Origin of the sequence: Oceaniglobus indicus, from assembly GCF_002751875.1 — a bacterium.
GTDB lineage: Bacteria > Pseudomonadota > Alphaproteobacteria > Rhodobacterales > Rhodobacteraceae > Oceaniglobus > Oceaniglobus indicus.
In genome coordinates this window covers 288,578-310,133 of record NZ_NMZM01000004.1, presented here as the reverse complement: position 1 = coordinate 310,133, position 21,556 = coordinate 288,578, and the positions used below count along the sequence as shown (strand labels likewise).

The window sequence follows — 21,556 nt, the reverse complement described above, 5'->3', positions numbered from 1 at the left end:
GACACGCCACACATCTGGCCCCCACCGTCGTATCGGACGGTGGGGGCCAGGTCGTGATCAGATCGAAATGCGGCGTAACGCGCGATCAGTTGCCGATCAGTGTGATCTGCTCTTCATCATCCAACACGACGTTGCGGTCGAACTCGAAGTCGTTGGCCGCTTCGATGTCCTGCTCGGTCATCGCGTCCAGGATCAGCTGGTCGTTCTGGACCGTGACACGCGACATGGCGACAGGCACTTCCTTTTCACCGATGCCCAGGAAACCACCGCTGGCCAGAACCACATGCGGTTCGCCATTGATGCGGATGAAGGCCGAGGGCGAGCCCAGATCTTCACCGTCCGCCGTCACGACGTCCATGTTTCTCAGGTCGGCTACGGTCATGGTCATGCCATTGCCGGCGGTCGAAGTCGCAGCCTGATCGCCAACGATCGACTCGTTTTCGACCTGGTCGGTCGCAACCTCATCGGTCGCAACCTCATCGGTCGCCACCTCTTCCGTCGTCAGCACGCCTTCGGTCTGGGGCGCCTCCGCAGTGGTGCGCGGCGCTTCCTCGGCTGCGGGTGCGTTGGCCTGCATGCGCTCGGCTTCCTCGGCGCGGCGCTGACGGCGCTGTTCACGTTCCTCGACGGTTTCGATCGTGACGCTCGGCTCACCGGACTGGTTGACTTCGATCGTCGGACGCTCGGCCATCATGACGGTCACGTTCGGCTCGACGCTGTCGAACGAAACGGTCGGATCGCTGGTGCGCAGATCGACCACCGGCTCGCCTTCGGCCTGCACGTATTCCACGACCGGTTGATCGTCGGCAATCGCGACATCACCATCGACGGATTTCACGCCATCGTCATCGGTTTCACGGGCCATAGCCTGATCGGTGCCTTCGGCATCGGCATCGACATCAAGATCGATGGCCAGTTCCGGGTCGGCTTGGGTGACGCTGACCCGTGGTTCGCCCTGCTCGACCTCGACCTGGGGGTCGTCCGCGCTGACGCTGACCTGCATCTCGGAGTTCAGCACATAAACCTTGGGGGCCGGAATATCGACACGCACGATGATCTCGGGGATCTCGACCGAGATGGTCGGCTGCGCCTGCTCAAGCTCGATCTGGGCCGGCTCCTGCGACACGGTCACCTGCGGCTGCTGGCTGGTCACGCGGACGTTGGGGGCTGGAACCTGCACATCGACGTTCGGTTCCGGCACCGTGACGCGCGCCTGACCTTCGATGGTGGCGTCCTGTGACAGTTCGACCTCTTCGGTGACTTCTTCGCGCTCGGTGCGGTCGGTCTCGACGACCATGACTTCGCGGCGCAGTGTCACGCAGCGCTCGACGTCATCTTCGTTGATCGCCATGACAACGTCATCGGCGGATACGGTCAGTGCCGAGGCGTCGACACCCTCGGCGGCTTCTGCAAGGGCGACGCATTCCGTGCTCTTGCCGGCCAGCTGGCTTTCGTCGATCACGATTTCCTGGGCAAAGGCGACGCCACCCAAGGGCAGGGTCAGCGCGGTGCCGAGAAGAAGATTGCGGGTTCTGTTGCGGTTCATCATGTGATACCTCCATCTTACGACGACAGTGTCTTGCCGGGCAAAACCCGCGACGTCGTTGTTGCGTTCATGGAAAACGTCGACCTGACGGCCCCGGACTTTCCCTTGTCAGACCTGCGCCGCGTCTGGCGTTGGCCTGTTGCAGGGAACAACGCACCTTTGTGTGATCGGTTCAAAAAAACTTTATAATGTCGGCACGCGGTTTGCCGGCGGGCGTTTCCAAACGTGATATCAGACGTGCGACCACGGGCGTCAGACGCCAAGTGGCGCGCGAAAAAGGAGAACGACAAGGTGACTTCCGGTCCGATCATCCAGCCGGCCAATGCCAGCCCCGGCGAAGTCCGCGCCTTCATCGCGCATGCCCATGTCATCGATGTGGCGTCGTGGCTGGGCCAGTTATCGGCAGAGCAGGTGTGGAACCACCTGGATCGGGTCGAACCCGCGCGGCAAGCCGCGGTGTTCGGCAATCTGGCGATGCCGCTTCAGGTCGATCTGGTTCACCACGTGCCGCGCCGCGATCTGGCGCGCATCGTCGCCGCCATGGATGCGGACGACCGCGTGGATTTCTTCAACCAGCTTTCAGAGGCGCAGCAGGATCGGCTGGCCCAGGATCTGACGCCCGAAGACCGCGACGACATCCGCCGCCTGTCGGACCACGCCGACGAATGTGCCGGCGCGATCATGACGTCGGATTACGCCACGCTTGCCATCGACATGACCGCGGAAGATGCCATCGCGGCGCTGCGCGAACAGGCGCCGGGCACCGAGACGATCTATCGCTCCTACGTCGTCGATGGCGATCACCGGCTGACCGGATCGGTCCGGCTGCACGCGCTGATCCTGGCCGCGAAGGACACGCCGATCCGGGATCTGATGGAACCGACGCCGGTGTCTGTCATGCTCGACACCGATCAGGAGGACGTGGGCAAGATGATCGCGCGCTACGATCTGCTTGCGATCCCGGTTCTCGACGCCGAGGGCCGGCTGGTGGGCATCGTCACCCATGACGACGCCGCCGACGTGATGCAGGCGGAGGCGACCGAGGACTTCCAGAAGATCTCGACCGTCCTGCCCTTCAAGCAGAGCCTGCGAGAAGCCGGCATCGGCATGCTGTATTCGAAACGCATCGTGTGGCTGGCATTGCTGGTGTTCGGCAACCTGTTTTCGGGGGCGGGCATCGCCTATTTCGAGGACATGATCCTTGCCTATGTCTCGCTGGTGTTTTTCCTGCCGCTTCTGATCGACAGCAGCGGCAACGCCGGGTCGCAATCGGCCACGCTGATGGTGCGCGCGCTTGCCACGGGGGATGTGGCGCTGAAGGATTGGCGCGACCTGATCGTGCGCGAACTTGCCATCGCCGCCGCACTGGGCGCCACGATGGCCGCGGTGGTGTTCCCCCTTGGCGCATGGCGGGGCGGCATTGACGTTGCCATGACGGTCGGGCTGACGATGTTCGTCGTCGTCATCATCGGCAGTCTGGTCGGCATGTCGCTGCCGTTCCTGCTGAGCCGGCTCAGGTTCGATCCGGCGACGGCCAGCGGCCCGTTGGTGACGACGATATCGGACGGCGTGGGTGTTCTGATCTATTTCTCGATCGCCTCGGCGATCCTCAGCCTGTGACGGGCTGACCGCGCATCGGTGCTGTCGGCAGGCGCGTCATCCGTTCGGACGGGTGATCAGGATGTCGCAGGCGGCATCCTGCACAAGGCGCCGGGTCACGCTGCCGACGAAGGCGCGCCGGATCAGGCTGGTGTGGCCGGGCCCGGCGGCGATGAGGTCTACCTTGGCAAGGCGCGACGCCCGGATCAGCGCCGCCGCCGGATCGCCGCGCAACACGTGAGTCGCGAGCTTTCGGCCAAAACGCGATGCCACCGTCGACAGTTGCTGGTTCGCTGCGCGGGCCAGCGCGTTGCGCTGGGCCCGCAGGCCGGCCTGATCCGTTCCCGTGCGCAGCATCGCCTCTTCCTGCTGCGGGACGATCCGAACGACCTGGACCAGATGCAACGCGGCATCGGGCAGGATGTGGGCCACGCAAGCCAAGCTGCCCTCGGGATCGTCGGTGCCGTCGGTTGCGACCAGAACGACACCATAGGGCAACCCGGGCGCACGCTTCACGATCAGGACCGACTGTCGGATCGCCGCAATCACCCGGTCGGTGGTCGAACCGAGGATTTTCTCGGCGATCCCCTTTCGCTGGTGCGCCCGCATCACCACCAGGTCGGGCGCCAGCGTATCGCAGAGGTCGATCAGACACGCCGGGGCCGATCCCGCTTCGATCCGGATATCACAGATCACGCGCCCCCTGCCCAGCCGGTCCAGTGCGGCACCGATTGCATCCCGCGTCGCCTGCCCCGCCTGCCCCGCGGGGGTCGCTTCGCATTCCAGAACATGCACGATCGTCAGCGTCGCATCCCGTGCCGCGGCGATTTCCAGCGCGCGGGCCAGCACGGCATCGTCTTTTGGCAAGTCGGCCACCGCGGCAAGGATGCGGGTCTTCGTCACGGTGTTCCCCTTGCGATCATGCGTTGATCATACACGCATCCGAAGGCGGGCCAAGGCACCGTCTTCGCACCCCGGTGCCAAGATCGCCGTCACGCGCGCCCACAAGGTCGGGGCGCGCCGATCCGAAGACGCGTCGGTCAGGCCGGCCGGAACGAGGCATCCGGCGCGGTCCGTTCCGGGGCGGGGGCCGAGGCGAACGGGGTCATCCCCAGTTCGCGATCATCGAACCCGTAGACCACGTTCAGAATATCGCCGCGATAAATGCCGATGTCGCGCAGCGTCGCGTCGTCCAGCGACCGCAGCGTCGCGACCATCCTGCGTCGATGCCAATTGCGGGCCAGCGCGGCCGCCCAACGGCGGAGGGCGCCGCCGGCCTGGGTCCGGCCATCGGATACCATCGTGTCGCGGGATGCGCCGTAAGCGGGGTTATAGGGTGCCATGTTGGTGTGCATATCATTCTCCATATCGGACACTGCTGAAGCCATCACATCCGCATCGCCGGAAAACACACCGCGTTTGCACACGACGTCTTTTCCGAACGGCACCGGCCGTCGCGAATGTGATTGAACGTTGAGAGATCAGGAAAAACCCCAGGACCGGACACAGGCCCAAGGCCCGTCCGCCCGGGGTTACCGGCGGTTCAGTAGCTTTCCTGCGTTAAGCAGGAACCTCTTATGAAAGCTGAACATCCTCATGGTTCTGATATGGCCATCGCGCCCTGACCTTTCAAGTCCGACGCGCCCGCCGGCGTCAACGCTGAGCGCGAAAGCGCCGATCGATCCATGGTTCCGCCCGCCCGATCATCGGTGTCGCATCGAACGATTGACGAACGGCCCTGCGGTGCCTACCTTTCAATCATGTTGGTACATGCAGATCATTTTCGATTCATCCTGCTGAACCGCCCGTATCCCCGGGTGGTGTAGACGCGTCTGCGTCTCGACAACTCCCCGGGGTCTCCTCACCATCCTGACATGAACATGTGACGACCTTGTCGTCCGAGGAGAAGCAATGACCGGCATTCACAACAAACTCCTGTCCGACGCCCTTGGTCCCCTGACGCCCGCACGGCGATCGGTGACGGGGTCGCACACGGACCATCGGCACAGCAAGACCCGCCAACAGCCGCGGTTCTTTGCCAAGGTCGCACCGGGGAACGAACCGCGCGATGCGACGGTGGTCAGTCCGGGATGCCGCGTGGTTTATTCCATCGGTTCAGGTGCGGTGCGGACCGGTCTGCTGGTCGATGGGGCCAGAACCGGATCGGACATCGGCGTGATCGCGGTGTCTTCCATATTGGGTGCCACGTTGATCGGGATGCATGTCGGTGAACGGGCCACCTCGGCTTGCGAAGACGGCACGACCACATCGCTGAAGGTGCTGGCGATCGAGAACGCCGGCCCGCGCCCGGCCTGATCGCCCCCACGGCATGCGGCTGCGCACCTTGTGCAAGCCCCCGGCAGTCCACTTCAACACATCAGGAGATTACCAAATGATAACAGATATTACGCCGAGCGCGAAACGACCCGGCAAACGGGCGCCGAGGATCGTCATCGATGCCGATCACCTCGCCCATATCGAAGCCCTCGCCGAGGGCGCGATGCAGCGCAATCCGGCCCTGGCCGATCGCCTGCTGGATGAGATCGGGCGCGCCCGGATCGTACCGTCCGCCAAGATGCCGGCGAACGTCGTGTCGATCGGCAGCGCCGTGACCTATCGCGACGAAAGCACCGGCCTGGAAAAGACCGTGACACTGACCTATCCGGAAGACGCTGACATCGCCCGCCAGCGCGTGTCGCTTCTCACGCCGATCGGTGTTGCCCTTCTTGGCCTGGCGGAAGGAGCGGCGTTCCATTGGGACACGCGGGCACAGCAGCGTCGGATGCTGACCGTTATCCGGGTCGAACAAGACGCGGCCACCCCGACCCATGATGCCTGAACGGGCGCCGGGCCCTGCACGGATGGCGGACCGGCGGTGATCCGAAAGGACCACCGCCCGGCCGCATCCACCCGGCCGCCAAGTGTCACGTGCCGCTGAACGCGCGCGCCAACACCCAGATGCCCATGCCCATCATCACCAGGTTTTCGGTCAGCGACACGAACCCCAACGGGACATTCGAAGACCCGCCGGCACAGGCGCATTTCAGCTCCCTCTTGTCGATATAGACCGCCTTGAACACCGAAAATGCCCCGACCGTGCCGATGAACAGGGCCACCGGGCCCGACACCCATGGCAAGATGCGACCCACCATCAATATCCCGGCCAGCGCCTCGCCGAACGGATAGATCTTGCCGTATGGCACCCATCTTTGGGCCAGAAGATCATAGTTCAGGAACATGGTCGAAAAGCTTTCGACATCCTGCAACTTCTGCACCGCAAGAAGGCACATCGACAGGGCGAAGAACCACTCGACCGTGCGCAGCGAGATCAGCGTTCCGAAGCTGTACCAGCTCAGCGCCAGTGCCAGAAGTGCCGCGACCGAAAAGATCGCGATGATCGGGCGATAGCTGGTCTCGTCCTCGTCCGGCACGGGCTTGCCGAAGTATTCGCGCAGCGCGTCATAACCGCCGATGCGCACACCACCGATGAAGGTCTGCGGCGTTGTGTCGACACCGTGCTTGGCCATGAAGGCGTCGGTTTCCTCGCGCGTGGTCAGGGGGGTGTCATCGACGTCGTATCCCTGCCGCTTCAGCAGATCCCTTGATTTCAGGCCGAAGGGGCAGATGTGATCGGGCATCACCATCCGATAAAGTTCGGCCGTTTTCTTGCTGTCGTCGGGCATCGCGTGTTCCCTTCCTGTCTCAGCCTGCACAATCATACCAGCCGCGGAACCCGGCCTTCAGGCCCGCATCCAGCGTCACGATCATGTCGGCTTCCTGCGGCTCGGCCGTTTCTGTGAAACCCACATCGTCGGGCGATGCGATCTGCACCCCGATTCCGTCAGCCCCCAGAACCGCGGGCGCATTGACCGGCCCGTCGGACGCAAGGCGCACCAAATCGCCGCTGATCTTCACCAGGCCGGTGGTCACACCGTTCACCGTCCCGACGGCCAGCGCCGGCTTGGATTCAGTGGTGTAATCAAAGGTGCAGCTGGCGCCTTGCGGGAACACCATCGCGATGTCCTCGGCGCTCAGGAACCCCGGATCCACCGTGGCCACATTGGCCGAGCCAAGCGCCTCGGCGATGCTGACAACCTGACGCGTCCTGTCGGGTTCGACCAGGGCCGCATCACCGCCCGCTTCGATATCGGCAATCAGATACCGCATCTCGGCGATTTCCTTGTCCTGGGCATAAATGATCTCGTCGGCCAGCTTGCGCACCCGGGGGTCCGACAGGTTGGCGCGGGTCGAGGTCATGATCGCGATCGAATGATGCGGGATCATCGCGCGCATATAGCTGGTGTCGGCGACGGTGACCTGGCTGCGCACCAGCCAGAGCGAGCCGCCAAAGGCAATGACCGCACCCGCGAAGATCGCGGCGTTCACCGTCTTGTTCGAATACATCGACAGCATGAAGGCCAGCATGATGATGGCCATCGTCGCCCCCATCAGCACCGCCATGTAGGCCCGCGTTTCGGACCAGAACACATGCCCGATCAGATAGGTGTTCAGATACATCAGACCGAACATCACCACGGTCGATGTCGCGATCATCGCGAAAAAGCGTCCGTATCCCATTCTCTCCTCCAGCGCATTGATTTGAAGGAAAACGAAGTTCCAGCGCTGGAGGGTTCCGAGGTTTTTCGCGCCGCCGGTCTCAGCGCAGCGCGCCCTTTGCCAGATCGCCGAGGATCGGACAATCGGGCCGGTCGTCGCCGTGGCAGGCATGCACCAGGTGGGCCAGGGTCGCGCGCATCGATTGCAGTTGCGCGATCTTGTCGTCGATGGCGTGCAGGTGTTCCTGGGCCAGCGCCTTGACCTGCGCGCTTTCACGCTCGGAGTCCTCGTAGAGGGCCAAAAGCGTCCGGCAATCCTCGATCGTGAAGCCCAGCGCGCGGGCGCGCCCGAGGAACGTCAGCTTGTGCAGATCGCTTTCGCGGAACGCGCGATAGCCGTTTTCGGCGCGCTGCGGCGTGACAAGGTCGATATCCTCGTAATATCGGATCGTCTTGGCCGGCAGGCCGGTACGTTGCGACACCTCACCGATGTTCATCTCAGGCTCCCTGTTCTGCCGGTGCCGCGCGGGGGTGCGGCGCGGCGGGGCGCGGTGTCGCCCCCTCGTCCATGGCGGGCGCGATCCGGCGCAGGCGCAGCGCATTGCTGAGCACGAAGACCGACGACAGCGCCATCGCCCCCGCCGCCAGAACCGGCGACAGCAGCACACCGAACACCGGATACAGCACCCCCGCCGCCACCGGGATCAGCGCCACGTTATAGCCGAACGCCCAGCCGAGGTTCTGCTTGATGTTGCGCATGGTCGCGCGCGATACGGTCAGCGCATTGACCACCCCCCGCAGGTCGCCCGACATCAACACCACGTCGGCGGATTCGATGGCAACGTCCGTGCCGGTGCCGATGGCGATCCCGACATCCGCATGGGCCAGCGCAGGCGCATCGTTGATCCCGTCGCCGACAAAGGCCACCTTGCCGTATTTGCGCAGATCGTCCAGCGCCGCGACCTTGCCATCGGGCAGCACCCCGGCGATCACGTGGTCGATGCCGATCTCGGCGGCGATGGCGGCGGCGGTTTCGCGTTTGTCGCCGGTGATCATCGCCACGGTCAGACCTTGGTCATGCAGCGCCGCGATGGCCGCCTTGCTGGCCGGTTTCACCGGATCGGCCACACCGATCACAGCGGCGATGCGTCCGTCGATGGCGGCGAACAGCGCCGTGCGCCCCTTCTTCGCCAGATCGGTTTCGACCTGCGCCAGCGCGCCGGTGTCGATGCCTTCGCGCGCCATCAACCGGTCGGCGCCCACCAGAACGTCGCGCCCCGCAACCGTCGCGCGCACGCCGTAGCCGGTGATCGAGGTGAAGCCTTCGACGTCAGGCAGGCTCACGCCCTCGGCGCGCGCACCGCGCACCACCGCGTCGGCGATGGGATGTTCCGAGCGGTCCTCGACCGCCGCCACAAGCCCCAGAACCTCGGGGCGCGAAAACCCGTCGGCCAGAACCAGGTCGGTCAGTTCGGGCCGCCCTTCGGTCACCGTGCCGGTCTTGTCCAGCGCCACGACCTGCACCGCGCCCAAGCCCTGCAACGCGTCGCCCTTGCGAAACAGCACGCCCATCCCGGCGGCCCGCCCGGTGCCCACCATGATCGAGGTCGGTGTGGCCAGACCCATGGCGCAGGGGCAGGCGATGATCAACACCGAAACACCGGCCACCAGCGCATAGGTCAGCGTCGGATCGGGACCGACCACCAGCCAGACCGCCACCGTCAGCGCGGCGATTGCCATGACGGCGGGCACGAACCACAGGGTGATGCGGTCGACCAACCCCTGGATCGGCAGTTTCGCACCCTGGGCCTGTTCGACCATGCGGATGATCTGGGCCAGCGTGGTATCGGCGCCCACACGGGTCGCGCGATAGGTCAGGCTGCCCGCGCCGTTCACCGTGCCGCCCGTCACCTCGGCCCCTGCCCCCTTGGTCACCGGCACCGGTTCGCCCGAGATCATGCTTTCGTCGACGTGGCTTTCGCCCTCGGTCACCTTACCGTCGACGGCGATGCGTTCGCCGGGACGCACAAGGATCAGATCACCTGTGTTCAGGCTGTCGATATCGACCTCAACCGTTTCACCATCCCGCAGGACCCGGGCCGTGCGCGCCTGTAACCCCAACAGTTTCTGGATCGCGGCCCCGGTGCGGCCCTTGGCCCGCGCCTCGAGCCAGCGACCGATCAGGATCAGCACGACGATCACCGCCGCCGCCTCGTAATACACCGCGCGCACGGCGTCGGGCAGCAGACCGGGCAGGAAGGTGGCGACCAGCGAATAAAGGTAAGCGGCGCCGGTTCCGACCGCCACGAGGCTGTTCATGTCGGGCGCACCGCGAAACAGCGCCGGGAACCCCTTGAGATAGAACTGCCGCCCCGGCCCGATCAGGACGGCGGTGGTCAGCGCGAACTGGATCAGCCAGCTTGCCTGCCGCCCGATGGTGTTCTCGATCGCCATGTGCACGGCGGGGATCATGTGACCGCCCATTTCCAACAGGAACACCGGCAGGGCCAGCGCCGTGGCAATCGCCACCCGGCGCGACAGGTCGCGCGCCTCGTCCGCCTTGCGCGCGGCGCGATCCTGCGACGCCCCCGCGTCGGCGCGGGTCGCGGGATAGCCGGCGTCGGTGGCCGCACGGATCAGGGTGGCGATGTCGACAGCCCCTTCGAAATAGGTCACCGTCGCCGTTTCCGCCGCAAGGTTCACGTTGACGTCGATGACCCCCGGCACCTGCGCCAGCGCCTTGTCCACCCGCCCGACGCAGGATGCGCAGGACATGGACTCGATCTCCAGCGTCACGCTCGCCCGCCGTGCGGGATATCCGAGATCGTCGAGGGCCTGCGCCGCGTCGGCAATGCCGGCGGGCGATTCGACCGTGAAATGCGCCGTCTCGGAGGCGAGGTTCACCGAAACGTCCGAGACACCGGGCACCGCGCCAAGCCCCCGCTCGACACGCCCCACACACGAGGCGCAGGACATGCCATCGACGGCAAGGTTCATGGATCGTGCGGGCATGGCGGGGCTCCGGGCTTGGGAATGTCCCGCATCAAATAGTGCTTCCAGCTACTGGAAGGTCAAGGGGTCCTCCCACCGGATTTTCGCCGGGGCGCGCACGGAACTTCTTGACCCTCCAGCAACTGGAAGGCCCATGTCGCCACTGGAGTCACACACAAGGAGCAGAGTGATGAAATTCAACGTCCCGGAAATGAGCTGCGGTCACTGCACCGGCACGATCGAGAAGGCCGTGACAGCGGCCGATGCCAACGCCACGGTGACCTGCGAGCTGTCGTCGCGGACCGTGACCGTCGAAAGCGGATTGCCGCCCGAACAGATCGCGGACGTGATCCGGACCGCGGGATACGAGCCGCAGATGATCGCGGCCTGACGCGACCCCGAGGCCACGCCTTCGGCCAACGGTCTGCCCTTGCGGATCGGGCGGCACACCGGCGGCGGGTTGCACGACCCGCCGCCCGTAGCCGTGGGCGCCCGTTCAGCGGGTAAGGTAAAATCCGGCGCGCACCGGCGCAAAGGCGATGTTGCCGCCCAACCGCTGGTTCCAGTGGTCTTTTTCCGCGTCCGACCATCCCGTGTAAAGCACGATATCGGTCGGCGCGACCAGAAGGCCATCGTTCAGCTTGGCGATATGGTCCTTGACCACCGGGTTGGCGAAATGGTTTTCCACCGCCTCGGCCCCGTCGAAGATCTCAAGCCAGCGATAGGTCACGGCTTGGGGCGTTTCGGCGACCCGGGTCAGGGCATGCACCAGCATCTTCGGCTCGGTTTCCTTGCATTTCCTGTCGATCTCGACGCCCGCGGCCTCGTATTCGGCGCAGCGGTCGGGATGGACGTGTTCGAAGGCTTCCAGAACCACAAGGGCGGCGGCGTTCGGGGTGTCGGTCATGTCTGCTCCTGTTTCAGCGGATGGCACGCCCGTCGGACGCGCGGAAGAAATGCAACTTGTCCAGATCGAAATGGATCTGGCGCCGCTCGCCCGGTTCGGCGCGGGTGCCCGCGGCCACCTGGCCGGTGAACTTGGCATCGCCCGCCTGCCCGATCAAAAGGGTGTGGGGGCCCAGCGGTTCGATATCCAGCACCTCGATTTCGACAGAGGCACCCGATCCACCCCGGTCGTGGGTATGTTCGGGACGGATGCCCATGACGCACGCCTCGCCCGCGTGAGGCCTCAGCACATCGACGCGATCGGCGGGAATGGCGAAATCGGCACCGGCGGGGCCGCGGAAGAACAGCTCATCACCGACCTGTTCCAGCCGTCCTTCCAGCATGTTCATGCTGGGCGCACCGATGAAACCGGCGACGAACAGGTTGGCGGGCCGTTCATAGAGCGTGATCGGATCGGCGGCCTGTTCGACCACCCCCGCGCGCAGCACGACGACACGGTCGGCCATGGTCATCGCCTCGACCTGATCGTGGGTGACATAGACCATCGTGGTCTTCAGACGGCGGTGCAACTGCTTGATCTCGACTCGCATCTCGACCCTGAGCTTGGCATCGAGGTTCGACAACGGCTCGTCGAACAGGAACACGTCGGGGTCACGCACGATGGCACGCCCGATGGCCACGCGCTGACGCTGACCGCCCGACAGCGCGCCGGGCTTGCGATCGAGGTATTCGGTCAGGTTCAGGATACGGGCCGCATCGTCGATGGCCTTGGCGGCCTCGGCCTTGGGGACGCCGCGCACCTTCATGCCATAGCCGATGTTGTCGCGCACGCTCATGTGCGGATAGAGCGCGTAGGACTGGAACACCATGGCGCAGTTGCGCAGACCGGGGCGCAGGGTGGTGACATCGCGCTTGCCGATGGTCATCTTGCCGCCCGACTGGGTTTCCAGACCCGCGATCATGCGCAGGGTCGTCGACTTGCCGCACCCCGAAGGGCCGACCAGGACGACGAATTCACCCTCTTCGATCTCGAGGTCCATGGGCGGGATCACCTCAACCGATCCATAGGATTTCGTGACGCCGCTGAGGGTAATGTTTGCCATTCGGGTCTCTCTTCTTGACGGGGCGAAGACGTGTGGGGGGCACCGCCCGCCGGGGCGGGCAGTGCCGATGGTCAGATGATGCGTTACTTCGCGGGCAGGCCCATGGACGCACGATAGGCGGCCAGTTGGGTGTCACGACCGAACTGTTCGGTCAGATCGTCCCAGCCTGCGGCCACGGTATCCAGCGCCTCTTGCGGGGTCACCTCGCCGGCCAGCGCACGCGACAGCTCGATCTCCAGGATCTCGGTATACGAGAAATAGCCCGGCAGACGCATGTCCAGCGCCACGTTGTCGGCCGTCACGGCGTCACGCTGGGCGCCGAGGTATTCGTCGGCCTCACGCTCGGAGAACAGCTTGGACCACAGCTCCTTGTTGGTGGTGTGCGAGATCCGATAGGGGTTCACGCCTGTCCCACCCGTCACCGTGGCCTGGCCCGACACTTCGGGGCTGGACAGATACGAGATGAAATCCCAGGCCGCTTCCTGGTTTTCCGAGCTTTGCGGCACCGCAGCCTGCCAGCCGCCGAACGCCATGAACGAGGTGTCGACGGGTTCGTCGAAGGTGTCCCATTCGCCGGTCTTGTAGTTGTAGACCTCGGTCGACGAGGGCAGCGTGGCCGACCCGACATTGCCCGCAACGGTCGATTGCTCGGGGTCGGCGGCGATCACGCCGGTGTCGCCCCAGCCGATGGATTGCGCCACCTGGCCACCCGCGAAGGCGGCGTTGACCTCGCCGAACGAGAAGTTCAGCGCCGAGGGCGGTGCCAGCTTGGACGCGCGGATGTATTCCTCGAGCCCGCGCAACCACGCCGGATTGTTGACCTGGGCGTCCATGGTTTCGGGATCGAAGAACATCGCGCCCGGCAGGTCGGGGTGGGATGCATAGGCGGCGACGTGGCTGAACAGGAACCAGAACTGCTGGCCGCCGCGGCGGAACGCCTCGGCCGTGCCATAGACGCCGTCAACCTCGTTCTGGAAGAACTCAGCAATGTCCAGGTATTCCGTCCAGGTCTTGGGCACGGCCAGATCGCGGCCGTATTTCTCCTTGAACGCGGTCTTGTTCGCCTCGTCCTCGAACAGGTCGATGCGATAGGTATAGGTGTGAACGTCGCCGTCCATGGTCTGCGACAGCACCTTGTCGTTCCAGACCATCAGTGCCTCGCGATACACGGGCGCGATGTCCATCCAGTCATCGCCCTCCTGATACTTGGCGGGCATTTCGGTCAGGAACGGGGTGAAGTCCGGCGCCCAAGCGGGGGCGAAGGCGATCAGGTCGAACGAATTGTCACCCGCCGACAGGGTCGTGACGATCTTCGGATACAGCTCGGACCACGGAAATTCGACCACCTTGACCGTGCCGCATGTCTTTTCCGCCCAACCTTCGGCCGCCAGCGACAGCGCCGACGCGATATAGGGGCCGGTCTGCGTGGTGGCCGTGATCTCGACGCCCGTATAGTCGGGCGAACAGGCCATCGCCGTTCCCGCCGCGATGGACAGTGCCGCGGCACCTACCGTCGTTCTCAACCTAAGGGTCATGTTATTCCTCCCAGAAATTGGCCCCGTTTTTCGGTGACCGTTGCAAAAACTACTTGACCGCGCCACTCAGCAGGCCGGACTTCATCAGCCGTCCCAGCAATGCGGCAACGACAACCATCGGAATGATCGCCACCAGCGCGGCGGCGGAAATCGCCCACCATTCATCGCCCCGCTGGCTGTTCTGCCCGGCAATCAGCACCGGCAGGGTCTGCCATTCGGAATTGGTCAGGAACAGCGCGAACAGGAATTCATTCCAGGTGAAGGCCAGCGTGATCACGAAGGTCGCGATCAGACCCGGCCGGCACATCGGCAGCACGATGCCGAAGAAGATCCGCCAGTGCGGCACGTTGTCGACCATCGCCGCCTCTTCCACCTCAAGCGGCAGCGCCGAGATGAAATCACGCATCAGCCAGACGACAATCGGCAGCGAAAAGGCGACATAGGCCAGCGTCAGGCCCAGATAGGTATCGGTCATCTTGAAGCCCAGCTTGCCCATCTCGGTATAGAGCAGGAACAGCGCAAAGGCGACGACGATGGGCGGGAACAGGCGCTGGCTGACGAACCAGAAGACGATGTCGTCGTTGCCCATCACCTTGCCGGGCAACGGAAAGCGGTTGATGAACACCGACAGGGCCAACGCGACGCAGAACGCCAGGATCGAGGCGCTCGCGGGCGCGATGCCCATCACGTCGCGCCCCAGAAGAAAGCCGCCCATGGCGACGACCACGAACGCCACCCCCGACAACAGCCGCACCCGGAACGGAAACCGCACCAGCGCATAGGCCGCCATCGCCCCCAACAGCGTGGCGAACACCGAAGACGACAGAGCGACGATGGACGACGACCAGAAGTTGGAAAAGAATTCGCCCCGCGTGCCCGACAACAGTTCGCGCCACGCCTTCAGCGTCGGCTGAAAATCGACGAACGGCAGATAGGTCGGCCCGCCGACCACGTCGGGCGGTGTCTTCAGCGATGTGATCGCCACCCAGTAGAGGGGGAAGATCGTGAAAAGGAACCACGCGCAGCAGCAGACGAAGGCCAGCCAGCGGCGCGATCCCGACAGGTCGCGAACGCTCATTTGTACTTCTCCAGATAGGGCTTCAGCAGCGCGAGATAGACAAGGCTGAGGATCAGCACCACGGCCAGGAACAGGAAGCTGAGCGCCGAGGTATAGCCCAGGTTGAACTTCTTGAACCCCTCCTGATAGGCGAACAGCGTCAGAGTTTCCGTCGCGATGCCCGGCCCGCCACCCGTCATGACGAACACGGTGTCGATGATCTTGAAGCTTTCGACGATGCGGATGAAGATCACCGCGGCCGAAATGGGCAGCATCATCGGAAAGGTGATGCTCCAGAACTGCTGCCAAGGCGATGCGCCCTCAAGCTCGGCCGCCTCGTAGACGTCATCGGGCAAACCCTGAAGGCCGGCCAAAAGCAGCAGGATCACGAAGGGCGTCCATTGCCAGATCTCGACCGCGATCAGCGACCCCAGCGCCCAGTTGGCATCGGTCAGATACGGCAGGTTGGGAAACCCGAGGAAACTGGCGACCTGGTTCAGCGGCCCCATGGACGGGTTCAGGATCTGGCGCGCCATCAGGGCGACGGCGACCGGGGCCACCAGCATCGGCATCAGAAACGAGGTGCGGAAGAAATCGGCGCCGCGCACCCGCTTGGCCAGCGCCAGCGCCAGCGCGAAACCGATGATGAACTGGATGGCCACGGCCGTGAACGCGATGATGGATGTCGTCTTGACCGTCTGCCAGAATCGCGGATTTTGCAGAAGGTCGGCGTAATTGTCCAAACCGACAAAGCGCGCGGGCATCGGCGGCACAAGGCGCAGCGACATGAAACTGTTGGCCAGCGAAAAGATCAGCGGAAAGATCGCCATGGCCAGCACGACCAGGAAGGCAGGCCAGAGGAAGAAATACTTTACCGGATCGTCGCGCGTCATTGCATTGCTCCGACCCGACGCAACAGCGCATCGATATCCGCCCGTTCGGGCATCGCCGGGGCCGTGCCGCGCCGCGACACCGCAATGCCCGCCGTCGCACAGCCGAAGCGCACGGCGTCCTGCACCGCGCGGCCTTCCGACAGGGCCGTGGCAAAACCGCCGATGAAGGCATCGCCGGCGCCCGACGTGTCGATGACCGGCGCGTCCGATATCGCCGGAACCAGAACGCTGATGTCGGCGGAATGGATATAGACGCCCTTTTCGCCAAGCGTGATCAGCGCGGTCCCGACGCCGCGTTTAAGGAAATCGGCTCCGGCGCGGCGCGCGTCGTCTTCGGTTTCGATCTCGAACCCGACAATGGCCGCGGCTTCGCTTTCGTTGGGCACGAAATAATCCGACAGGCCATAACAGGCGTCGTCGAACGGATTGGCCGGGGCGGGGTTGAAGACCGTCGTCACCCCTGCCCCGCGCGCGATGCGCAAGGCTTCCAGCGCGGCATCGGCGGGCTGTTCCAGCTGGGTGACGAACACCCGTGCGCCTTCGATCACGTCGCGGCGGGCGCGCACATCCTCGACCGAGATGGTGCCGGCGGCACCGGGATAGACGATGATCGCGTTGTCGCCGGTCGTGTCGTTGACGAAGATGAACGCGGCCCCCGTCGGCATGTCGTCCATCACGTCGAGTTCGGGCGTCACGCCGGATTGCTCATAGATCTCAAGCGCCATCTTGCCGAACGGATCGTTGCCGATCTTGGACATGAAACGCACCGGCGCCCCGGCACGCGCCGCCGCGACGGCCTGGTTGGATCCCTTGCCGCCCGGCCCCAGGGTAAATCCGCTGCCCGAGATCGTCTCGCCGATCTTCGGCATCCGGCTGGCCAGATAGGCCGTGTCCGCAACATAGATCCCGAGGATCGCAATCCCCTCGCCCTGTGCCATCCTTCGTTCCTCCCTGTCGCGGTTCGATCATGCGCCGTAGGGCACCCAGATATTCTTGACCTGCGTCGCCTGACGCAGGAACGTCTCGCCTTCGGCGGTGGGCGCCGTCCAGTCCCACGCCCGCCCGTTGTCGGTGAACGTGCGCTTGAGGTTGCCCGCCGACAGCCGCTCGACCGTCTCGCCCAGTTCCGCCGTGCCGAACGCCCAGAGTGCATTCACGTCGTTGTGTTTGGCAAGTTCTTTGCCCAGCGCGAGGCCATCGCCCGTGACGATGTTCAGAACCCCCGCCGGCAGGTCCGACGTTTCGGCCACCTGGTAGAAATCCGTCACCGACAGCGGGTGCGCCTCTGACGGCACCGCGACCACGCGGTTGCCGGTGGCGATCAGCGGCGCAACGGTCGACACAAAGCCCAGAAGCGGCGCCTCGGGCGGGCAGATCACGCCGACGACACCGATCGCCTCGGGCACGGCCAGCGCCAGACCGCGCATGGGCGGCATGTGCACGACACCTTCGTATTTGTCGGCCCAGGCACCATAGGTGAACAGCCGCGCCACAGATGCGGCCACTTCGGCCCGGGCCTTGTCGGCCTTCACGCCGGTCATATCGCGCAGGCGGGCGGCAAACTCGTCAGCCCGGGCCGACAGGTTTTCGCCCAGATAATACAGGATCTGCGCGCGGTTGTGCTGGCTCTTGCCGCCCCAGCTTGCAGCGGCGCGCGCCGCCTCGACCGCGTTGCGGATGTCCTTGCGGTTGCCGACGCCGACCTCGCCCAGGATCTGGCCGTCGGCGCCGATCACCGGGGCCGAATGGTTGCCGTCCGGGCGCGCCTGCTTGCCACCGATGAACAGCTTGGCCGTCCGATCCACCGTCTGCGGTGCGAACCCCTTCGGTTTGGCGGGCGTGATGACCTTGCGAACCGGCGCCTTGTCGAAGGCGCGGGGGCGCAGGTAATCGTAACACCCCTCGCGCCCACCTTCGCGGCCGAACCCGCTTTCCTTGACGCCGCCGAAACCCACGCCCGCGTCCATCACGTTGGTGCAGTTCACCCAGACGATCCCGGCCTCGACCCCGGCGGCGATCTCCAGCGCCTGGTTGATGTCCTCGCTCCAGATGCTTGCGGCCAGGCCATAGCGCGAGTGGTTGGCCAGTTGCAGCGCCTCGTCGGGGGTGCGGAAGGTCATCGAAACCGCGACGGGGCCGAAGATCTCCTCGGTCGCCGCTTCGCAGGTCGCGGGCACGTTGCACAGCACGGTCGGCGGATAGAAGGTGCCGCCATCGGGCATTTCCATGTCGGCCTGCACCAGTTCGGCCCCTTCGGCCACGGCGCGATCCACCATGCCGGCGATGCGCGCGCGTTGATCGGCGTCGATCACCGCACCCATGTCGATCGTCTTGTCCAGCGAGGTGCCGATCCGCAGCCCCTGGATCCGCGCCGCCAGACGGGTGTGGAAATCGCGCGCCACGCCCTCCTGCACCAGGATGCGTGAGCCGGCACAGCAGACCTGGCCCTGGTTGAACCAGATCGCATCGACCACGCCCTCGACGGCGGCGTCCAGATCCGCATCCTCGAACACCACGAAGGGCGACTTGCCGCCAAGTTCCAGCGTCAGCGACTTGCCGCTGCCCGCCGTCATCTGGCGGATCTTGCGCCCCACCTCGGTCGAGCCGGTGAACGCCACCTTGTCCACCCCGTCATGGCCCGCGATCAGCGCGCCGGTGTCGCCCGCGCCCGTCACGATGTTCAGCACACCGTCGGGCAGACCCGCGGCCTGCGCCAGTTCGGCAAACAACAGCGCGCTCAGCGGCGTCGCCTCGGCGGGTTTCAGCACCACCGCATTGCCCAGCGCCAGCGCCGGCGCGATCTTCCACGACAGCATCAGGAAGGGGAAGTTCCACGGAATGATCTGGCCGATCACGCCCAGCGGCGCGTGGTCGGGGAACTGGCTGTCCTGCAACTGTGCCCAGCCGGCGTGGTGATAGAAGTGGCGCGCGGCCAGCGGGATGTCGATATCGCGCGTCTCGCGGATCGGCTTGCCGTTGTCCAGCGCCTCGACCACCGCGATCAGGCGCGCGTTGCGCTGGATGATCCGCGCCAGGGCATACAGCTTCAGCGCGCGTTCATGGCCGGGCAGCGCGGCCCATGCCTTCTGCGCCTTGCGCGCGGCGGTCACGGCGCTGTCGACGTCGCCCTGCGTGCCTTCGGAAATGCGCGCCAGCACCTTGCCGGTGGCCGGCTCCACGGTGTCGAACCCGTCGCCCGGATCGGTGAACCGACCGGCGATGAAATGGCCGAACCGGTTGTGATACGATGCCAACCACGCACGCGCGGCGGAATCGTCTTCGTTGCTGGGTGCGTAATCCATGCTGTCGAAAAAGCTCGCTACATTCATGCCGGTCATCCGATCGGGTGGCGGTTGTGGGCGCTGTAGGCGCCGGTGACGCGGTGTTCCAGCTGGCGTTCGATATCGGCCAGCAGCGATGAGGCGCCGATGCGGAACAGGTCGGGCTCCAGCCATTCCCGGCCCAGTTCTTCCTTCATCAGGGCGAAATAGGTCAGCACGTCCTTGGCCTTCGACACACCGCCTGCGGGCTTATAGCCCACCTTGACGCCGGTCATCGCCTGATACTGGCGGATCGCCCGCACCATGGTCAGCGATACCGGCAGGGTGGCGTTGACGCTTTCCTTGCCGGTGGATGTCTTGATGAAATCGGCCCCCGCCATCATGCAGACCAAGCTGGCCTTGGCGACATTGCGCAGGGTCTTGAGATCGCCGGTGGCCAGGATCGCCTTGACGTGGGCGTCGCCACAGGCCGCGCGATACTCCTGCATCTCGCGATACAGCGCCTCCCAGTTGCCCGTCAGCACATGTTCGCGGGTGATGACGATGTCGATCTCGGCGGCGCCATCGGCCACCGATGCCTCGATCTCGGCCAGCTTGGTGGCGTGCGGGCTGAGGCCGGCGGGAAATCCGGTCGACACGGCAGCCACCGGGATCCCGGTGCCCTTCAGGGCATCAACCGCAGTGGCCACGAACCGGTGATAGACGCAGACGGCGCCGGTGGTGATGCGTCGATCCCCCATGCCCAGTGCGGCCAGCAGGTCGGGGCGCACGGGGCGTGCGGCCTTGGCGCACAGGCGGCGCACGCGGCCTTCGGTATCGTCGCCATTCAGGGTGGTCAGGTCGATGCAGGTCACCGCCTTCAGCAGCCACGCGCTCTGCGCATCCCCCTTGACCGCGCGCCGGCCCGGCAAGGCGGCGGTGCGCCGTTCGCTGGCCGAGCGGTTGACCCGCACCGCCTCGATCAACGCCAGGTCCAGCGGCATGCCAGTATTGCGGTGGGCGTCGGACGGCTGCACCGTCAGGGATGCGGAAGGCCGGGACAAGGCTGCGTCGGGCATCGGATCCTCGTTTCATCTTGTGCGCGGCACAGACACGCCGCGTTCAGCACAATCCAAGTGTATCGGGCAAAAATGTTGCAAAGGCAACTCTTTTTTGTTAATTTCCTATCACACCCGCCGGAGGCGAAACCCCATGCCGAACCAACGCAATACCGCCCGCCCTGCGGGCAAGAAAGAAGCGCGGATGCGACAGCTTCACCAGGCGGTCGCGCAGGCCAAGAGCCTGCATGTCCGTGAGGCGGCCGAGCTTCTGGACGTGTCGGAAATGACCGTGCGCCGCGACATCCGCGAGAATGAAGACATCCTTCAATTCCTGGGGGGACATATCGTTCTTGCCGATGACGGATCACACCGTGCGCCCTATGACCTGGCCGACGCGGCAGACCGAAAGCGACCGGCCAAGCAGGCCGCCTGCGCCGCCTGCGCGCCCCTGCTGCGGCCCCAGCAGACGGTGTTCCTCGATTGCGGCACCACGGTGGCCCACCTGGTCGACCTGATCCCGACCGATATGGACCTGACCGTGATCTGCTATGCCCTCAACATCGCCGACATGGCGGTGCGCCGCCCGAACATCAGGCTGGTGATGCTGGGCGGAATCTACGACGGGCCCACGGCATCGTTCTATCCGGTCCACGAAGACGCAACCCTCGAGGCCTTCGCCATCAACTGCGCCTTCATGAGCGCGGCCGGCGTCGCGCCACAGCTTGGCGCAACCTGCACGACATTCCGCGAAGCGGCGGTCAAACGCGCCGCCATGGCGCGGGCGCAGACCTCGGTCCTGGTGGTCGACCGCTCGAAGTTCGGCCAGGTCGCGGCGGCGGCCTTCGCCCCCCTCAAAAATTTCGCCAGGATCGCGACCGAAGATGGCTTGGCACCGCCTGAAACCTTGTTCGGCTAGACCCGCCGCCTGCGCCCCCGCTCATTACCGGCGACGGCTCGTCTCCACGCCCGTTGCCGCCCGACGCGGCGCCCGGCGCGTCCCACGGGCGCCAAACCGCCCGCAGGGCAAATCGCGTGCGCCGCAGGCGCGC

Annotated in this window: 20 protein-coding genes; 5 read left to right on the top strand and 15 right to left on the bottom strand. The window is 65.1% G+C overall.

The genetic code is table 11. The annotated features are described in order from the left end of the window. Positions 1-85: 85 nt before the first annotated feature. Positions 86-1,549, bottom strand: coding sequence for a PRC-barrel domain-containing protein (locus CFP68_RS08590; RefSeq protein WP_099826494.1), 1,464 nt, complete (start codon positions 1,547-1,549; stop codon positions 86-88). A 288-nt stretch (positions 1,550-1,837) separates the two neighbouring features. Here CFP68_RS08590 and mgtE point away from each other — a divergent pair, with 288 nt between their 5' ends. Then, on the top strand, positions 1,838-3,166 hold the full coding sequence (gene mgtE / locus CFP68_RS08585; protein ID WP_099826577.1) for a magnesium transporter: 1,329 nt from the start codon (positions 1,838-1,840) through the stop codon (positions 3,164-3,166). 36 nt (positions 3,167-3,202) lie between these two features. On the opposite strand, the gene CFP68_RS08580 is transcribed toward mgtE, so the two are convergent. Next, positions 3,203-4,048 (bottom strand): universal stress protein, encoded by an 846-nt coding sequence (locus CFP68_RS08580; protein WP_099826493.1) that lies wholly within the window; start codon positions 4,046-4,048, stop codon positions 3,203-3,205. A gap of 137 nt (positions 4,049-4,185) precedes the next feature. Beyond that, complete coding sequence (locus CFP68_RS08575; protein WP_206601899.1) at positions 4,186-4,500, bottom strand: DUF1127 domain-containing protein; 315 nt, start codon at positions 4,498-4,500, stop codon at positions 4,186-4,188. A gap of 556 nt (positions 4,501-5,056) precedes the next feature. Here CFP68_RS08575 and CFP68_RS08570 point away from each other — a divergent pair. Both CFP68_RS08570 and rnk read left to right on the top strand, forming a co-directional pair. Beyond that, positions 5,057-5,461 (top strand): GreA/GreB family elongation factor, encoded by a 405-nt coding sequence (locus tag CFP68_RS08570; protein ID WP_099826492.1) that lies wholly within the window; start codon positions 5,057-5,059, stop codon positions 5,459-5,461. A 76-nt stretch (positions 5,462-5,537) separates the two neighbouring features. Next, positions 5,538-5,984 (top strand): nucleoside diphosphate kinase regulator, encoded by a 447-nt coding sequence (rnk, locus tag CFP68_RS08565; RefSeq protein WP_099826491.1) that lies wholly within the window; start codon positions 5,538-5,540, stop codon positions 5,982-5,984. Positions 5,985-6,069: 85 nt separating this feature from the next. On the opposite strand, the gene CFP68_RS08560 is transcribed toward rnk, so the two are convergent. From CFP68_RS08560 to CFP68_RS08545, 4 genes are all read right to left on the bottom strand, one after another. After that, positions 6,070-6,828, bottom strand: coding sequence for a MauE/DoxX family redox-associated membrane protein (locus CFP68_RS08560; RefSeq protein ID WP_099826490.1), 759 nt, complete (start codon positions 6,826-6,828; stop codon positions 6,070-6,072). Positions 6,829-6,847: 19 nt separating this feature from the next. Further along, positions 6,848-7,723: a DUF305 domain-containing protein gene (locus CFP68_RS08555; protein ID WP_099826489.1), complete on the bottom strand. Its 876-nt coding sequence runs from the start codon at positions 7,721-7,723 to the stop codon at positions 6,848-6,850. Positions 7,724-7,802: 79 nt separating this feature from the next. Continuing rightward, the gene (cueR, locus tag CFP68_RS08550; RefSeq protein WP_099826488.1) at positions 7,803-8,198 is read right to left on the bottom strand and encodes a Cu(I)-responsive transcriptional regulator; all 396 of its coding nucleotides are present in this window, start codon (positions 8,196-8,198) and stop codon (positions 7,803-7,805) included. Position 8,199: 1 nt separating this feature from the next. Continuing rightward, on the bottom strand, positions 8,200-10,713 hold the full coding sequence (locus tag CFP68_RS08545) for a heavy metal translocating P-type ATPase (protein ID WP_099826487.1): 2,514 nt from the start codon (positions 10,711-10,713) through the stop codon (positions 8,200-8,202). A gap of 169 nt (positions 10,714-10,882) precedes the next feature. On the opposite strand from CFP68_RS08545, the gene CFP68_RS08540 reads away from it, so the two are divergent. Next, positions 10,883-11,083 (top strand): heavy-metal-associated domain-containing protein, encoded by a 201-nt coding sequence (locus CFP68_RS08540; protein WP_099826486.1) that lies wholly within the window; start codon positions 10,883-10,885, stop codon positions 11,081-11,083. 105 nt (positions 11,084-11,188) lie between these two features. Here CFP68_RS08540 and CFP68_RS08535 read toward each other — a convergent pair whose 3' ends face one another. From CFP68_RS08535 to deoC, 8 genes are all read right to left on the bottom strand, one after another. Next, a complete protein-coding gene (locus CFP68_RS08535) occupies positions 11,189-11,599 on the bottom strand; it encodes a putative quinol monooxygenase (RefSeq protein ID WP_099826485.1) in 411 nt (136 codons plus the stop codon). Between the two features lie 13 nt (positions 11,600-11,612). Beyond that, on the bottom strand, positions 11,613-12,701 hold the full coding sequence (locus CFP68_RS08530) for an ABC transporter ATP-binding protein (RefSeq protein WP_099826484.1): 1,089 nt from the start codon (positions 12,699-12,701) through the stop codon (positions 11,613-11,615). A gap of 83 nt (positions 12,702-12,784) precedes the next feature. After that, positions 12,785-14,236 (bottom strand): extracellular solute-binding protein, encoded by a 1,452-nt coding sequence (locus CFP68_RS08525; protein WP_099826483.1) that lies wholly within the window; start codon positions 14,234-14,236, stop codon positions 12,785-12,787. 49 nt (positions 14,237-14,285) lie between these two features. After that, positions 14,286-15,314, bottom strand: coding sequence for a carbohydrate ABC transporter permease (locus CFP68_RS08520; RefSeq protein WP_099826482.1), 1,029 nt, complete (start codon positions 15,312-15,314; stop codon positions 14,286-14,288). Beyond that, entirely contained in the window at positions 15,311-16,186 is an 876-nt protein-coding gene (locus CFP68_RS08515; protein WP_099826481.1) for a carbohydrate ABC transporter permease, read from the bottom strand. Before CFP68_RS08515 ends, CFP68_RS08520 begins: the two co-directional genes overlap by 4 nt. Further along, complete coding sequence (locus CFP68_RS08510) at positions 16,183-17,124, bottom strand: ribokinase (RefSeq protein WP_099826480.1); 942 nt, start codon at positions 17,122-17,124, stop codon at positions 16,183-16,185. Before CFP68_RS08510 ends, CFP68_RS08515 begins: the two co-directional genes overlap by 4 nt. A gap of 27 nt (positions 17,125-17,151) precedes the next feature. Continuing rightward, the gene (locus CFP68_RS08505; RefSeq protein WP_099826575.1) at positions 17,152-19,515 is read right to left on the bottom strand and encodes an aldehyde dehydrogenase family protein; all 2,364 of its coding nucleotides are present in this window, start codon (positions 19,513-19,515) and stop codon (positions 17,152-17,154) included. 5 nt (positions 19,516-19,520) lie between these two features. Next, positions 19,521-20,525 carry a deoxyribose-phosphate aldolase gene (gene deoC / locus CFP68_RS08500; protein WP_099826479.1) on the bottom strand — a complete coding sequence of 335 codons (1,005 nt, stop codon included), beginning with the start codon at positions 20,523-20,525 and terminating at the stop codon, positions 19,521-19,523. Positions 20,526-20,709: 184 nt separating this feature from the next. On the opposite strand from deoC, the gene CFP68_RS08495 reads away from it, so the two are divergent. Continuing rightward, positions 20,710-21,423: a DeoR/GlpR family DNA-binding transcription regulator gene (locus CFP68_RS08495; RefSeq protein WP_099826574.1), complete on the top strand. Its 714-nt coding sequence runs from the start codon at positions 20,710-20,712 to the stop codon at positions 21,421-21,423. Positions 21,424-21,556: the final 133 nt, after the last annotated feature.